General features: G+C 45.8%; 13 protein-coding genes. 11 read left to right on the top strand and 2 right to left on the bottom strand.

Annotated features, from left to right (window positions below; translation table 11 throughout):
- Positions 1-7: 7 nt before the first annotated feature.
- From hflX to ICW03_RS03770, 7 genes are all read left to right on the top strand, one after another.
- Entirely contained in the window at positions 8-1,213 is a 1,206-nt protein-coding gene (gene hflX, locus ICW03_RS03740) for a GTPase HflX (protein ID WP_215350168.1), read from the top strand.
- A complete protein-coding gene (hflK, locus tag ICW03_RS03745; RefSeq protein ID WP_215349159.1) occupies positions 1,203-2,681 on the top strand; it encodes an FtsH protease activity modulator HflK in 1,479 nt (492 codons plus the stop codon). The genes hflX and hflK overlap by 11 nt, the downstream gene beginning before the upstream one ends.
- The gene (gene hflC, locus ICW03_RS03750; RefSeq protein ID WP_215349161.1) at positions 2,681-3,550 is read left to right on the top strand and encodes a protease modulator HflC; all 870 of its coding nucleotides are present in this window, start codon (positions 2,681-2,683) and stop codon (positions 3,548-3,550) included. The genes hflK and hflC overlap by 1 nt, the downstream gene beginning before the upstream one ends.
- A gap of 20 nt (positions 3,551-3,570) precedes the next feature.
- Complete coding sequence (locus tag ICW03_RS03755) at positions 3,571-4,734, top strand: ATP phosphoribosyltransferase regulatory subunit (RefSeq protein ID WP_215349164.1); 1,164 nt, start codon at positions 3,571-3,573, stop codon at positions 4,732-4,734.
- Positions 4,735-4,799: 65 nt separating this feature from the next.
- Complete coding sequence (locus tag ICW03_RS03760; RefSeq protein WP_215349167.1) at positions 4,800-6,140, top strand: adenylosuccinate synthase; 1,341 nt, start codon at positions 4,800-4,802, stop codon at positions 6,138-6,140.
- 55 nt (positions 6,141-6,195) lie between these two features.
- Positions 6,196-8,409, top strand: a complete 2,214-nt coding sequence (locus ICW03_RS03765) for a malate synthase G (protein WP_215349170.1) — start codon at positions 6,196-6,198, stop codon at positions 8,407-8,409.
- Positions 8,410-8,481: 72 nt separating this feature from the next.
- A complete protein-coding gene (locus ICW03_RS03770; protein ID WP_215349173.1) occupies positions 8,482-8,976 on the top strand; it encodes a hypothetical protein in 495 nt (164 codons plus the stop codon).
- Here the strand turns inward: ICW03_RS03770 and ICW03_RS03775 are convergent.
- Entirely contained in the window at positions 8,963-9,478 is a 516-nt protein-coding gene (locus tag ICW03_RS03775; RefSeq protein ID WP_215349176.1) for a hypothetical protein, read from the bottom strand. The two genes, ICW03_RS03770 and ICW03_RS03775, sit on opposite strands and share 14 nt — an antisense overlap.
- Positions 9,479-9,570: 92 nt before the next feature.
- Between ICW03_RS03775 and ICW03_RS03780 the strand changes: the two genes are divergently transcribed.
- The 4 genes from ICW03_RS03780 to ICW03_RS03795 all read left to right on the top strand — a co-directional run bounded on the left by ICW03_RS03780 (position 9,571) and on the right by ICW03_RS03795 (position 12,830).
- Positions 9,571-10,803, top strand: coding sequence for an MFS transporter (locus ICW03_RS03780; protein ID WP_215349178.1), 1,233 nt, complete (start codon positions 9,571-9,573; stop codon positions 10,801-10,803).
- Between the two features lie 10 nt (positions 10,804-10,813).
- Complete coding sequence (locus ICW03_RS03785; protein ID WP_215349181.1) at positions 10,814-11,500, top strand: dienelactone hydrolase family protein; 687 nt, start codon at positions 10,814-10,816, stop codon at positions 11,498-11,500.
- A gap of 98 nt (positions 11,501-11,598) precedes the next feature.
- Positions 11,599-12,312, top strand: a complete 714-nt coding sequence (locus tag ICW03_RS03790) for a DUF4239 domain-containing protein (protein WP_215349184.1) — start codon at positions 11,599-11,601, stop codon at positions 12,310-12,312.
- Positions 12,313-12,329: 17 nt separating this feature from the next.
- Positions 12,330-12,830 carry a hypothetical protein gene (locus tag ICW03_RS03795; RefSeq protein ID WP_215349187.1) on the top strand — a complete coding sequence of 167 codons (501 nt, stop codon included), beginning with the start codon at positions 12,330-12,332 and terminating at the stop codon, positions 12,828-12,830.
- Here the strand turns inward: ICW03_RS03795 and ICW03_RS03800 are convergent, their stop codons facing one another.
- Positions 12,831-14,126, bottom strand: a complete 1,296-nt coding sequence (locus tag ICW03_RS03800; RefSeq protein WP_215349189.1) for an APC family permease — start codon at positions 14,124-14,126, stop codon at positions 12,831-12,833.
- Positions 14,127-14,141: the final 15 nt, after the last annotated feature.

Genomic DNA, 14,141 nt, shown 5'->3' on the forward strand with positions numbered 1-14,141 from the left:
CGCTGTTCTGGTTGGAGTGGATACAGGACGCGAAGATTTTGCAGACAGCATGGCCGAGCTCAGTCTTTTGGCTGATAGCGCTGGCTCTATACCTGCAGCCAGTGTTATCGCCCGCAAAGGCAGAACCGATCCCGCTTTATTCATAGGCTCAGGTAAGGCTAATGAACTCAAAAGAGTGATGGAAGAGCAAGGCGCAGAGCTGGCCATCTTCAATCATCCTCTGTCACCAACTCAACAGCGAAATTTAGAGCGTCACATTGGCTTTCATGTGATGGATCGCACGGGTTTGATTTTGGACATCTTTAGCCAAAGAGCACAAAGTCATATCGGTAAGACGCAGGTTGAGCTTGCTCAAGTACGTTATCGCATGTCTCGACTAGTAAGGGCATGGAGTCACTTAGAGCGTCAACGTGGAGGTATTGGTGTACGTGGTGGCCCTGGTGAAACTCAAATGGAGTTGGACCGCCGGATGTTGGCGACCAAGGCAAAGCGCCTTGAGAATGAGTTAGAAAAGCTACAGCGCCAACAAAGAACCCAAAGACGTGCTCGAAATCGCAAGGATGTGTTTTCAGTCTCTTTAGTGGGATACACCAATGCGGGTAAATCAACCCTCTTTAATGCCCTAACCAAAGCAGGGACATACGCAGCCGACCAGCTTTTTGCCACCCTCGATACCACCTCCAGAAGGGTGCACCTGGATGGGGTAGGGTCGATCGTGGTCTCCGATACGGTGGGGTTTATTCGGGATTTGCCTCACCAGCTAGTGGAGGCCTTTAGGGCCACTTTGGATGAAACCATCCATGCTGACCTGATTTTGCATGTTATTGACGCCTGCAGCCCAGTGGCCAGGGAGCAAAAGGCTGAAGTTGAGGCTGTTTTGGAGGAAATTGGGGCCGACGATATCCCCAGGATCGAAGTCATGAACAAAATAGACCTCATGCCTCAAACCTTTACCCGTGGGGCTGTTTTGGAGCGAGATGGCCAGGGCTTTCCTAGCCAGGTTTTCCTGTCAGCCCAGTCCGGCTTGGGCCTTGATTTACTTCGTTCGGCCCTCGCCGAATGCTCTCAAATGACTGATAGAATAAGGGTCGAGCACAACCGTGCCAAGAAACAATTGGCCCCGGATGAGTTTTTAGAGCCTTTACCTGAACGACCAGAAACTTCTGAATTTAATCCGATTTCCAACCCGAGCTATTTTTCTAATGACGCGTAAATTTCTAGGACTGTTTTCGGTCAACGATCCCGGTTGGGGCAACAGCCACAATTCCGGCGGATCCAAAGATGCTAAAGATGGGCAGGGAGGCGATCAAGCTCCAAAAGCTGATCCAGAAACCAATAAGCCGGCAGAGACCCAGCCTAATAACCGACCTGCTAAGCCAGACGGTCCCCCGGATTTGGATCAGCTCTGGCGAGATTTCAACGACAGAATTGCCGGCATCTTTGGCGGCAAAAAATCCCCTGGCGCAAGTAGCAGGCCGTCTAATAAACCGAGCAGTACTGATATTCCTCCGCCTTCACAACGTGGCGGTGGCAGTGGTGGTGGCAATGGCGGTATTAATACGCCTAATTTCAATTTCAGTAATCCATTTGGGTCGAAGGCAAGCTTCCTGATTGCAGGCGCAGTTGTTTTCTTTATGTGGGTGTGCAGTGGCTTCTTCATTATTCAAGAGGGTCAAGCTGGTGTCATTCTTACTTTTGGTAAGTATGACTACACTGCCAAGCCTGGTATTAACTGGCGTATGCCTTGGCCAATTCAGTCAGAAGAGACTGTGAACTTATCAGGCGTTCGATCTGTTGAGGTAGGTCGCCCGGTCTTAATTAAGGCGACGAATCAAAAAGATTCTTCCATGCTGACTGAGGATGAAAACATTATCGATGTGCGCTTTGCTGTGCAATATCGTTTGAAAGATCCTACCGATTATTTATTTAACAACCGTGATCCTGATACTGCAGTAGTGCAGGCCGCTGAAACAGCTGTCCGTGAAATTGTTGCGCGTAGCAAGATGGATACTGTGCTGTATGAAGGTCGCGAAAAGATTGGTGTTGATTTAGCGAACTCTATTCAGAAGATTTTGGATAGCTACAAGACTGGTATTTATGTAACTAGTGTGACTGTGCAAAACGTTCAGCCGCCTGAGCAGGTGCAAGCAGCTTTTGATGACGCAGTGAAAGCCGGTCAAGACCAAGAGCGCTTAAAGAGTGAGGGTCAGGCATATGCGAATGACATTATTCCTAGAGCCAAAGGTACCGCAGAACGTCTGATTCAAGAGGCTGAAGGCTATAAGGCGCGAGTAGTAGCCACTGCTGAAGGTGATGCAACGCGCTTTAAACAGGTTTTAGTTGAGTACTCTAAGGCACCTCAGGTGACGCGTGATCGTATGTATATCGACAGCATGCGCGAGATGTACAACAACGTTACTAAGATTTTGGTTGATACAACCAAGAGCAATAGCCTCTTGTATCTCCCGTTAGATAAGATCGTTGCACAGGTTAGCGCAGAAAGTGCTCAAGCCGCCAACGCACAGGTTCAATCCGGTACAAGTACTCCAACAGGAAGTGTGACAGTGGGTGGCGCTACTGGTGCAAGCGCATCGAGCCCATCCTCTAGTGCTACACCAACTAACAATAGCTCTTCAGACAAGCGTGATGGCCTCCGTAGTCGCGATAGGGAGGCAAGATAATGAATGCAAATCGTTTAATTGCAGCAGCCATCGGCTTTGTTGCGCTCATTTATGTATTGTCCTCAAGCATCTTTGTAGTTGATCAGCGTAAGTTTGCTGTGGTGTTTTCGTTTGGTCAGATTGTTCGCGTGATTGAGAATCCTGGCATTCAAGTAAAGCTGCCAGCACCATTTGAAAGCGTCCGCTTCTTTGATCGTCGTATTTTGACAATTGATAATCCAGAGGCAGAGCGTTTCATTACCGCTGAGAAGAAAAACTTATTGGTGGATTCTTATGTGAAATGGCGCATTGTCGATCCACGTAAGTTCTTCATTAGCTTTAAGGGTGACGAGCGCTTGGCGCAGGATCGCTTAACACAATTGGTTCGCTCCGCCTTAAATGAAGAGTTCACCAAGCGTACTGTTCGCGAGCTGATTTCCGATCAGCGTGAAGAGGTCATGCAGGGTATACGCAAGAAGGTTGCAGATGATGCATCTGATATAGGCGTTGAGATTGTGGATGTGCGCTTAAAGCGTGTTGACCTATTGGCTGAAATTAGTGATTCTGTTTATCGCCGTATGGAAGCAGAGCGCAAGCGTGTTGCCAATGAGTTGCGATCTATGGGTGCCGCTGAATCAGACAAGATTCGTGCCAATGCAGAGCGTCAACGCGATACGATTTTGGCCGAAGCCTATCGTGATGCCCAAAAAATTAAGGGATCAGGCGATGCTAAAGCGACTGCACTCTATGCAGAGGCATTTGGCCGCGACCCGCAGTTTGCCCAGTTCTATCAAAGTCTTGAAGCTTACAGAAGTTCTTTCAAGGATAAGAAAGACATCATGGTAGTGGAGCCTAATGGCGAGTTCTTCAAGTTCCTGCATAAAAAATAAGAAAGCAAATTGTTCACATCATGAATCGCTGGTTACTTCCTGAAGATATTGCAGATGTTTTGCCTGCCGAGGCTCGCAAAGTCGAGTCTTTGCGTCGTGCTGTTTTAGATTTATATCAGTCTTATGGTTATGAACTAGTTACCCCTCCAATTTTGGAGTTCTTGGACTCTTTGTTAACCGGTACTGGCTCTGATCTCAATCTGCAGACCTTTAAGTTGGTAGATCAATTATCTGGACGCACTCTGGGATTGCGTGCGGACATGACACCACAGGTGGCTCGCATTGATGCGCACCTCTTAAATCGTGCTGGGGTCACTCGTCTTTGTTATGCGGGTTCTGTCGCACATGCCCGTACTCCAGTGGGCAGCTCCGCGCGTGAAGAATTGCAATTAGGCGCTGAGATTTATGGATGTTCTACTTGGGAAGCTGATTTAGAAGCTATAACCCTTTTGCTTAAAACATTATCAGTCGCCGGTTTAGATAAGTGCTATTTAGATCTTTCCCATGCTGGCATTTTGGCTGGCATCCTAGATGGCCAAAACTTAAGTAAAGAAACTGTTGAAGCTCTGTATGGCCTACTTCAAAGTAAGGATCGTCCACGCTTGACGCAGTGGGCAGCTTGCTTGCCAACCAATATTGCAAAAGCACTCATCACTTTGACCGAGTTGAATGGACCTTGTGCAGAGGTGCTGGCAAAGGCGAAAAAAGACCTGCCTAAGCACGCTGCTATTGATCAGGCTTTAGCGGATCTTGAGCGTTTAGTGTCAGCAGCAGCAAAGCTATCTGGCAATTTAGAGCTCAGTATTGATTTGGCTGATTTGCGTGGCTATCAGTATCACAGTGGTGTGATGTTTGCCGCTTATGTTGATCAATTACCGCAGCCGATTGCAAGAGGCGGTCGCTATGATCATGTTGGTCAAGCCTTTGGTCGTCCACGTCCTGCTACTGGTTTTTCTTTGGACCTGTTAACGCTAGCAAGCTTGTCACCATTAAATGTTCGTAAGCTGGCAATCATCGCTCCTTGGATTGAGGATGCTGAATTAAGCAAGACTATCGCCGCATTCAGAGAAAAGGGTGAGGTTGTGATACAAGTTCCCGCGGGAACAACGCTTGAGGCTGCCGAATACGAATGTGACCGAGAGTTAGTCAAGCAGGGCAACTCTTGGGAAGTAAAAAAGAAGTAGGGCAGTAATTAAATTAAAGCAGCGAACAGTTAACTTATTTTGTAATTATCTTTTTGGATTTCATTATGTCTTCAAAGCAGCAAGCTAAAGGTCGTAACGTAGTTGTCATTGGCACCCAGTGGGGTGATGAAGGCAAAGGCAAGGTAGTAGATTGGTTAACTGATCATGCGCAGGCAGTGGTTCGCTTTCAGGGCGGTCACAATGCCGGTCATACATTGATCATTGGCGATAAGAAAACAATTCTGCGTTTGATTCCATCTGGAATTATGCATAAGTCTGTTATTTGCTATATCGGTAATGGTGTTGTTCTTTCACCAGAAGCCCTATTTAAAGAAATTGGCGAATTAGAGGCTGCTGGTCTAGATGTGCAATCACGACTCAAGATTTCTGAAGCAACTACTTTGATCTTGCCGTACCACGTAGCAATCGACCACGCACGTGAGAAGAAGCGCGGCGAAGCGAAGATCGGCACCACTGGACGCGGCATTGGACCAGCCTACGAAGATAAAGTGGCGCGTCGTGCATTGCGCGTACAAGATTTGTTCTACCCAGAAAAATTTGCAGAGCAGTTGCGTGAGAACTTGGAGTATCACAATTTCATGCTCACCAATTACTACGATGCAGAGCCAGTGAATTATGAGAAGACATTGGCTGAAGCAATGTCCTATGCAGAGCGCCTAAAGCCTATGGTAGTGGATGTCTCCAGTGCTTTATATGCCGCTGAGCAATCTGGCCAGAATTTGTTGTTTGAGGGTGCGCAGGGTACATTGCTTGATATTGATCACGGTACTTATCCATACGTCACTTCCAGTAACTGTGTAGCAGGTAATGCTGCTGCTGGTTCAGGTGTAGGGCCTGATTCATTGCAATATATTTTGGGCATTACCAAGGCCTATTGCACCCGTGTTGGTGCTGGACCATTCCCAAGTGAGCTCTATGACCACGACAATCCTGCTAAACAAGATCCAGTAGGAGTACGTTTAGCTGAAGTAGGCAAAGAATTTGGTTCTGTGACTGGACGTCCACGCCGTACTGGTTGGTTGGATGCTGCTGCATTAAAGCGTTCCATTCAGATCAATGGCTTGTCAGGACTTTGTATTACTAAGTTAGACGTTCTCGATGGTTTTGAAACTATCCGTTTGTGCGTTGGCTATAACCTTGATGGTAAGAAGTTGGATGTATTGCCACGCGGTGCAGAAACAGTAGCCCGCTGCGAACCAATTTATGAAGACTTCCCTGGCTGGAAGGGCACAACCTTTGGTATCCGTGAGTGGAGCAAGCTGCCTGTAGAGGCACAAAACTTTCTACGTCGTATTGAGGAAGTGGCTGGCAAGCCAATTGCGATGGTCTCTACTGGTCCGGAGCGCGATGAAACCATTCTCCTCCAGCATCCTTTTAAGGATTAATAGGAAATAACTGATTCAATTTTATTTATTAACTTTTGTATAAGAAGATAACAACATGACTGCGCGCACTACCTGCAATAGCCTTCAAGTGGCAACCCCTTTATATCGTTTTATCGAAGACAAAGTACTTCCAGGTACTGGTATTAAGAGTGCTGACTTTTGGAAGGGTTTTGATGAAATCGTTAAAGATCTCACCCCAAAAAATGAAGCTTTGCTAGCTAAACGTGATCGCATTCAGTTGGATTTGGATAAATGGCACCAAGCCAATCCAGGCCCAATCACCGATATGCCTGCATATCGCAAGTTTTTGAAAGAGATTGATTACTTGGTTGATGTTCCAGGAAAGATCACTGCAACAACGAAGAACGTTGATGATGAGTTGGCTCTGCAAGCTGGTCCTCAATTAGTGGTTCCAGTTCTCAATGCACGCTATGCATTAAATGCTGCTAATGCTCGTTGGGGTTCTTTATATGACGCCCTTTACGGTACTGACGTTCTCTCAGAAGAAGATGGCGCTACCAAGGCTGGTGCTTACAACCCAATTCGTGGTGCAAAGGTAGTTGCTTATGCGCGCAACTTCTTGGATCAATCAGCGCCACTGGCTAAAGGCTCACACCGTGACTCTGTTGCCTACACAGTTGATGGCAATAAGCTTTCTGTGAAGTTAAAAGATGGCACAACAACTGGTTTGGCTGATGAGAAGCAATTTGTTGGTTATCAAGGCGAGGCTTCAGCACCAAGCTCTATCTTGTTGCGTAATAACGGTATTCATATTGATATCGAAATCAATAAGAGCAAAACGATTGGTGCAAGCGATCCTGCTGGTATCAATGATGTTGTATTGGAAGCCGCGCTTTCCACAATTTTGGATTTGGAAGACTCTATTGCTGCAGTGGATGGCGATGACAAGGTTCTTGCCTATGAAAACTGGTTAGGCATCCTCAAGGGAACTTTGGTTGAGGAAGTGAAGAAGGGCGACAAGACGATTACTCGTACACTTAATCCGGACCGCAAATACAAAGCCGGCATTGGTGCTGTAGATGCAAAAGATGGCGTTGTGACATTACATGGCCGTTCACTCTTATTCCTCCGCAACGTTGGTCATTTGATGACTAACCCGGCCATCATTACCGGCGAAGGAAAAGAAATCTACGAAGGTATCTTGGATGCGGTAGTGACTGTATTGATTGCTTTGTACGATATCAATCGTCCAGCAAGCCAAGCGATTGGCAATACACGTAAGGGTTCTGTTTATATCGTTAAGCCAAAAATGCATAGCCCGGAAGAAGTGGCTTTTGCAGGTGAATTGTTTGGCCGTGTTGAAAAGCTGCTCGGCTTGCCGGCTGATACTGTGAAGCTGGGTATCATGGATGAAGAGCGCCGTATGAGCGCAAACATCAAGGCGGCGATTGCTGCTGCTGGTGCTCGTGTTGCCTTTATTAATACTGGCTTCTTGGATCGCACTGGCGATGAGATGCACACGGCAATGTATGCGGGTCCAATGATGCGTAAGGGCGATATGAAGACTAGCAAATGGTTATCTGCTTATGAGCGTCGTAACGTATTTGCAGGCTTGGATTGCGGCTTGCGTGGTCGCGCTCAAATTGGTAAAGGTATGTGGGCAATGCCAGACATGATGAAAGCCATGGTTGAGCAGAAGATCGTTCATCCCAAAGCAGGTGCAAACACTGCTTGGGTTCCGTCTCCAACAGCTGCAACCTTGCATGCACTTCATTACCATCAAGTAAACGTAGCTGAGCTCCAAAAAGAAATGGAAAAGCTCGATACTCAAGCTGAAGCCGAAGCCTTAATCAATGATTTGTTGACCATTCCAGTAGTGGAAAAGGCAAACTGGTCTAAAGAAGAGATTCAGCAAGAGTTGGACAACAACTGCCAAGGTATCTTGGGTTATGTGGTTCGCTGGATCGATCAAGGCGTAGGTTGCTCTAAGGTGCCTGATATTCATAACGTAGGTTTGATGGAAGACCGTGCAACTTTGCGTATCTCTAGTCAACATATCGCTAACTGGTTGCTGAACGGTATCGTGACAGCAGACCAAGTGAATGAAACTTTGCAGCGTATGGCTAAAGTGGTGGATGGCCAGAATGCGGGCGATCCTTTGTACAAGCCAATGATGCCAAATTACAAAGATTCATACGCCTACAAAGCAGCTAGTGACTTGATTTTCAAAGGTCTTGAGCAGCCTAATGGCTACACCGAGCCTTTGTTGCACGCTTGGCGTTTAGAGGTGAAGAAGGTTCACGCTTAATACTTCTTTAGCGCTCTAGATAAGAATGGATTTGCCCACAAAGCAAATCCATTTTTTTATTAGCCCATGTCTATGTTTGGATTTCTGAACCCCTTCTCTAAAACGTGCTCCAAGTATTCATTTCAATTAAATGATGGCGGTAGGGAGAAGGCTGGCTTTAAGGGTGGGGCAGGGGATTGCGTTGTTAGATCTATTGCGATTGCAGCGAATCTTCCCTACATGCAAGTGTATGAAGATCTCAGGCTTGCCAACGAAAGATATGCGCTAGTCAAAAACGATCGTCTTGCCAAGAGACTAAGCATCAAAGGGGCCTCACCTAGGAATGGTAATCACCGTAATGTCTTTCATGACTACATCCTAGCCCAGGGGTTTGAGTGGGTGCCCACAATGCAGATAGGGGCAGGCTGCCAAGTTCATTTGAGACCAGATGAGTTGCCTGGCGGGGTTCTGATAGTAAAAGTATCTAAACATCTCACTACCATCATTGATGGCGTAATTCAGGATACACACGACCCATCACGCGGCGGAAATCGCTGCGTATATGGGTACTATATTAAGAAGCGCTAGGATCTTTTTGGTGGTGCTTGAGATTCCAAGCAGATTTGTATGAATTGGTCATGCTTATCATGGTGGAGGTTGTCCAAGCCACAGAAAATAACCCTGAAAAAGAAATGAAGAAGGCCAAACTCTTCCAGCCGGCCGGCAAAATATCTTCAACAAAGCCTACAGTGGTGTAGCAGCTTCCTACGAAAAGCAAAGTCTGAATGCCGTCACTCATGATGCCGAGCGCCACAACATAAAGAGTCCAGATAATAATTTCTATAATGTGGATTAGCGCGATAAAGAAAAAGGATGCATAAAAATGAAAAAATACGCGGTTGTATTGTTTTAACTTCAGGTTTCCATTCGTTAATCTTTCAAAGCGCAGCATGATGAAATTAATCGAGCTGCCATGAAATAGCAGAACTAAGATCAGGCCTAATATGCCATAAAGAGTATCTCTTAGCAGTGGCAGAAGCGGTATTCCGCCCAGAGTTGATTGGGTAATGAGGTCAGTAGCAATAGACATGTATTTAGTCAGATTTTAGGCGGTTCAAGATAGGCAAAATTCCATATCAGGGTTGATAATGGCACATTGATTATCCCAAGTAAAGCGCCCAATTGAATACCGTCACCCATACTGTTGAAACCAAAAAGCGAGAACGCTTCTTTTTGTTTTCTTTGGCGGGCATTCAGTTCACCCATATTTTAGATTTCATGATCATGATGCCATTGGGCCCTGAATTTATTCGGGAGCTCAATATCAATACGCATCAATTTGGTTTGCTACTCTCTTCTTATACTTTTGCTGCAGCTGCAGCTGGTATTTTGGCAACTTATTATGTAGATCGATTTGAGCGCAGACAGCTTCTTTTAAGTTTGTATGCACTTTTTATCATCGCTACTTTTGCTTGTGGCTTAGCGCCCAACTACGAAGCCCTCTTTATCGCCCGCGCATTTGCCGGTGCCTTTGGTGGTATCTTGGGGTCTCTGGTTCAAACCATAGTTGCTGACTCAATTCCATTTGAGCGAAGAGGTAAGGCGCTCGGAACGGTAATGGCTGCATTTTCGGTGTCGACAGTTGCAGGGGTTCCCCTAGGATTATTTCTTGCGAACCATATTCCAAGTCTAGGCTGGCGTGCACCATTCTTTTTTATTGCCTTAATTTCAAGTCTGATTCTTTACTTAGGTTTTCGCAATATTCCCAAAATTGCAGGACATCTGGGGCATATTCACGAGGGCAGTCGACTGAATCAGGTTTGGAAGATCTTGATTGCCCCTCAGCATATCAAGGCATTTATCTTTATGGCGCTCATTATGATTACGGGATTCTCGGTGATCCCCTATATCGCGCTATACCTCACATCCAATGTCGGAATTAATAATTCATATATATCGTTGATTTACTTATGCGGTGGTGTAGCCACCCTGATGAGCTCTCGTTTTATAGGGCACATGTCTGATAAGTATGGAAAAGTTACTGTTTTCAGAGTCCTAGCCATTGTTAGCCTTGTGCCACTGTTGGTAACAACTAATTTGCCGGTAACCCCGCTATGGATTGTGTTGATTAACTCAACAGCATTTTTTATCTTGGTATCCGGGCGTATGATTCCGGCAATGGCCATGGTCAGTCAAGTAGTTGAAAACAAAATTCGCGGAACGTTTATGAGCTTGGTAGGTTCTGTGCAAATGCTGTCCTCAGGTATTGCTTCAGTTTTAGCTGGCTGGGTAGTCACCATCGGTCCTGATGGCATGATGCAGCACTACAACCTAGTTGGCTATGGTGCTGCCATATGTGGATTGCTCACTTTCTGGCTGGTAGGATATATTCATTCTGATACGAAAAAAGCATAAGGAGATCCCCATGATCGAATTTAAGAGACCTGATGGAGCGGCAGTCAATGGTTACCTTGCTGAGCCAAGTGACAAGTCAAATGCTCCCGGAGTAGTAGTCATTCAAGAATGGTGGGGCCTTGATGATGAAGTAAAAGCAGTGGCAGACCGTCTTGCAAAAGCGGGATATAGGGCGTTGGTGCCAGACTTGTATCGTGGCAAGCTGGCATTAGAGGCTAATGAAGCAGAGCATTTGATGGGCGATCTCAACTTTGGTGATGCTGCCGGTCAAGATATTCGTGGCGCCGTTCAGTACCTAAAAGCTACCGGGAGTGCCAAAGTTGCGGTAACGGGATTCTGTATGGGTGGCGCACTTACCATCTTGGCTGCCTGCAATGTACCTGAGCTTGATGGCTCTATAGTTTGGTATGGCAACCCACCCCTCGAGTATGTGGATGCAAAAGCAATTACCAAGCCGATGCAAGCGCATTGGGCTTTGCATGATGAATTCTTCCCGATCTCTGGAGTGGATCAGCTGGAGGAGAAGTTAAGACAAGCAGGCGTTCACTATGAGTTCTATCGTTATGACACTAAACATGCATTTGCGAATCCGAAATCAGATGCCCGCGGATTATCTCCTCTGAAATACAGCGCAGAAGCTGCTCAATTGGCCTGGGAGCGAACACTCCAGTTCTTAAACAAAAACATAAATCACTAGGCCCTATGAAAACTCGACGTGAAGATGCATTTTTCAATTGGATATACAAAAAAAGTAATGTCCAAATCTTATTGATACTGATTATCTTTTTTGTAACTATGCTTGATATATTGCCGCGTCTGCTGCAATGTATTCCTATATTTGCTCCAACCCAAGACAGCACTCGATTAGGATTGGGTCTTTTCGGCTCCATCATTACTTTAAGCGGCTTATTGATTGGTTTTTTACTAAATCAAGCGCAAACTAATTTTCGTGAGGTTCAGACTTTGGTTTCGCAGGAGGCGGGACGTATTAATAACTTGGATCGCTTGTTGACCCGCTTTGGTGATCCGGCCATTGCGTCTGTTCGCGCCGAGTTGTTCGAGTATATGAATTCAATTGTTAATGACGAATGGGATTTATTACAAAAGGGCGAGGGGAGCTCTAAGACACACATGCTTTGGCGGAGTATTTCTCGAAAGCTTATGGCGATTGAGCCTCATACCAATCGGCAAACAGCGATGTATACAGACATCATTAAGAAATCAGAAGAGGTGGCAGAAAGCAGGGAGGCTCGTATAGAGCGCGCCTCTATCCGGTTGCCTGGTTTATTTTGGGTAGTCATTCTGATTTGTATGTTTGCACTCATGGGCATTAATACCTTATTCCTACCATCTGATTCTTTCTTCTTTGGCTTAAAGATTCTGCCTGTCACAATGGGTGCTTTGATTTCTCTATTGGTCATTACGGATCAACCTTTTAAAGGACAGAACTCCGTACAGCCCGACGCCTTCTATAAAATCATTGAATCTATTAAAACTCGTAAAGAGTAAGCCTCTTTTAAATTGCTATGCACTTATTTTCTGAAAATCTTGCGGTAGAAATTTCATCCTACTATCGTAATTTGGCCTTGGGTCATGGAGTAGTGCCAAAGGTATTTACTTTGGTAAATGGCGAGGGTGATCAATATCTTTTCTTTATAGATGATCTCCCTTTTGAGAAAGAGGGAGAAAAGAACCAATTTCTGGCCTATATCGTTCAGCAGCATGATGCTGTTTGCTATGCTCGTGGCACTCTGGTGATTGTTGAAAAAAATCAGCAATATATTGAGTTTGCCGTGATTGATAGGGATGATGCTGAAGCGATTGTCTGTTCTGCTCAGCTGACTAGGGATATGGACGATAAGCCAATTGGCTTGGGAGAGTTTGAGAAGACTCTGGTCAAGAAGAGCTCCATTATTTTTGGAGGTCTCTTTGCTCCTATTCAGTTATCTGAAGAAAAGACTGAAGACTTTGAAAGTCTCTGGTTAGAAATGAAAGCAAAAATCCTGCACCGCTCAATGGGCTTGTAATTACTTTCTCAGAAATTTTCGAGAAGTTGCTTCCATAGCAAAAGATCCGATTAAGGCAACAATGAGGGCGATAGCGCTTCCTCGGGCGCTCTCAATTACATTGATAAATAAAGTAGTGAACAAGCTCAAGTTAATGACGATTGCTGCCCCGAGCGGCCAAAGCTTGGCGCCAGTTTGCTTCCTCACACGAATATGCCCATAGGTGATTGCGGCGTAGACCAATAAAAAGGCGAGACTAGCCATTTTCCCAACCACTTCTAGTGGGAAAGCCAAAACCAACGCAATAACTAAAACGGTAGATACAGTTAAAGAGCGTAAGCCTGTTTTTAGGACGGACTCGCCAAGTGCTTTGGAGATTGAAGTCTTATTGGCCATGTCAGCAGCGATATTGGATGCAGCAAAGATCGTGGCATTTAGGGCGGCAGCGCAAGCGAGGAGGGCAGATGTTCCAATCACAACAAAGCCTGTCTTTCCGGCTACGATTTTGGCTGCATCGGCTAATACGTGGCCGTTATAAACAGCCATTTGTGCCGGGGATAGCAGTAGGATGGCGGCGGTACTCACCAGAACGTAAGCAATGGTTACCAGTACAAGCGCTGAAAACATCGCAAGCGGCAGTTCTTTTCTGGGTTCTTGCATAGCATTAGAAGAGTTGGTAACTACGCCAAAGCCTTGGTAGTTGATGTACAAAATACCGGTAGCTATAGCAATCCCATTGATGGACCAGCTCGACATCTGAAATGCACCAAGGTCTGCAACATGAATGCCATCCACTGAAAAGAGTAAAAGAGCAATCGTCACAAAGCCAATCGCAAGTGCCTCTGCCTTGCCAACAAAATTGGTGCCCAGTAATTTAATGCCAGCGCAAAAAATAACTATGCCAGCGCCAATAAGCTTTACCTCTAGCGGAGATAAATTACCGCCAAGTAAAGTGTTGGCATATTCAGCGAAACCAGCAGCGTAAAGCGCAGCAGCTATCAAGTAGGCTATGAATTGAAATATATTGAGACCACCAGAAATAACGCCTGGACCAAAACTCATTACTGTAAATGTCGCCGCTCCTCCACTGCTGGGAAAAGTAGCGCCTAATTTGGCATAGGAGTAGACGGAGAATGAAGCAGCAATTGCGCCAAGTAAAAAGGCTAGCGGTATATGTGATCCGGCATGAGCGCTTGCAGTGCCCAATAGAGAGAATAGGCCTGCACCCATCATCCCACCGATACCTAGGGCAGTGGCTGAAAAAAGGCTAATCCCTTTATCCTGCTTATTGGAGTTTTTGAGTAAGGCGGAATTCAATTTGCTATGGATGAT

The organism is Polynucleobacter sp. MWH-Aus1W21 (genome assembly GCF_018687275.1).
Lineage (GTDB): Bacteria > Pseudomonadota > Gammaproteobacteria > Burkholderiales > Burkholderiaceae > Polynucleobacter.

Bases quoted from the DNA above. Each gene is read 5' to 3' on its own strand.
- ICW03_RS03790 (WP_215349184.1), top strand. From the start codon at position 11,599: ATGCTTGATATATTGCCGCGTCTGCTGCAATGTATTCCTATATTTGCT.
- ICW03_RS03760 (WP_215349167.1), top strand. From the start codon at position 4,800: ATGTCTTCAAAGCAGCAAGCTAAAGGTCGTAACGTAGTTGTCATTGGC.
- ICW03_RS03755 (WP_215349164.1), top strand. From the start codon at position 3,571: ATGAATCGCTGGTTACTTCCTGAAGATATTGCAGATGTTTTGCCTGCC.
- ICW03_RS03765 (WP_215349170.1), top strand. From the start codon at position 6,196: ATGACTGCGCGCACTACCTGCAATAGCCTTCAAGTGGCAACCCCTTTA.
- ICW03_RS03795 (WP_215349187.1), top strand. From the start codon at position 12,330: ATGCACTTATTTTCTGAAAATCTTGCGGTAGAAATTTCATCCTACTAT.
- ICW03_RS03785 (WP_215349181.1), top strand. From the start codon at position 10,814: ATGATCGAATTTAAGAGACCTGATGGAGCGGCAGTCAATGGTTACCTT.
- ICW03_RS03775 (WP_215349176.1), bottom strand. From the start codon at position 9,478: ATGTCTATTGCTACTGACCTCATTACCCAATCAACTCTGGGCGGAATA.
- ICW03_RS03770 (WP_215349173.1), top strand. From the start codon at position 8,482: ATGTTTGGATTTCTGAACCCCTTCTCTAAAACGTGCTCCAAGTATTCA.
- hflK (WP_215349159.1), top strand. From the start codon at position 1,203: ATGACGCGTAAATTTCTAGGACTGTTTTCGGTCAACGATCCCGGTTGG.
- hflC (WP_215349161.1), top strand. From the start codon at position 2,681: ATGAATGCAAATCGTTTAATTGCAGCAGCCATCGGCTTTGTTGCGCTC.